1 protein-coding gene is annotated in these 455 nt (G+C 65.9%); it reads left to right on the top strand.

Annotated features, from left to right (window positions below; genetic code table 11):
• Nucleotides 1-455, top strand: a 455-nt coding sequence (locus AC0L3U_RS38465) for an ammonium transporter (protein ID WP_473364972.1), incomplete at both ends; no start/stop codon positions are given.

Genomic DNA, 455 nt, shown 5'->3' with positions numbered 1-455 from the left:
GTACTCGGCAAGCGTAAAGGCTTCCCGACCACCCCGATGGCACCGCATAACCTGGGTTACACCTTGATCGGCGCGGCGATGCTGTGGATCGGTTGGTTCGGCTTCAACGCCGGTTCGGCTGCGGCGGCCAACGGTACGGCCGGCATGGCAATGCTGGTTACCCAGATTGCCACTGCTGCTGCTGCGCTGGGCTGGATGTTCGCCGAGTGGATCGCTCACGGTAAGCCGAGCGCCCTGGGCATCGCCTCGGGTGTGGTGGCCGGCCTTGTCGCCATCACTCCGGCTGCTGGCACCGTCGGCCCGATGGGCGCTCTGGTCATCGGCCTGGCGGCGGGCGTGGTGTGCTTCTTCTGCGCCACAACCCTCAAGCGCAAGCTGGGCTATGACGACTCCCTGGACGCCTTCGGCGTGCACGGTATCGGCGGTATCCTCGGCGCGATTCTGACTGGCGTGTT

This window comes from Bradyrhizobium sp. Kon69, assembly GCF_055807515.1.
Note: the sequence above shows the minus strand (reverse complement) of the source record. Positions and strands in the feature narration are given on the sequence as shown.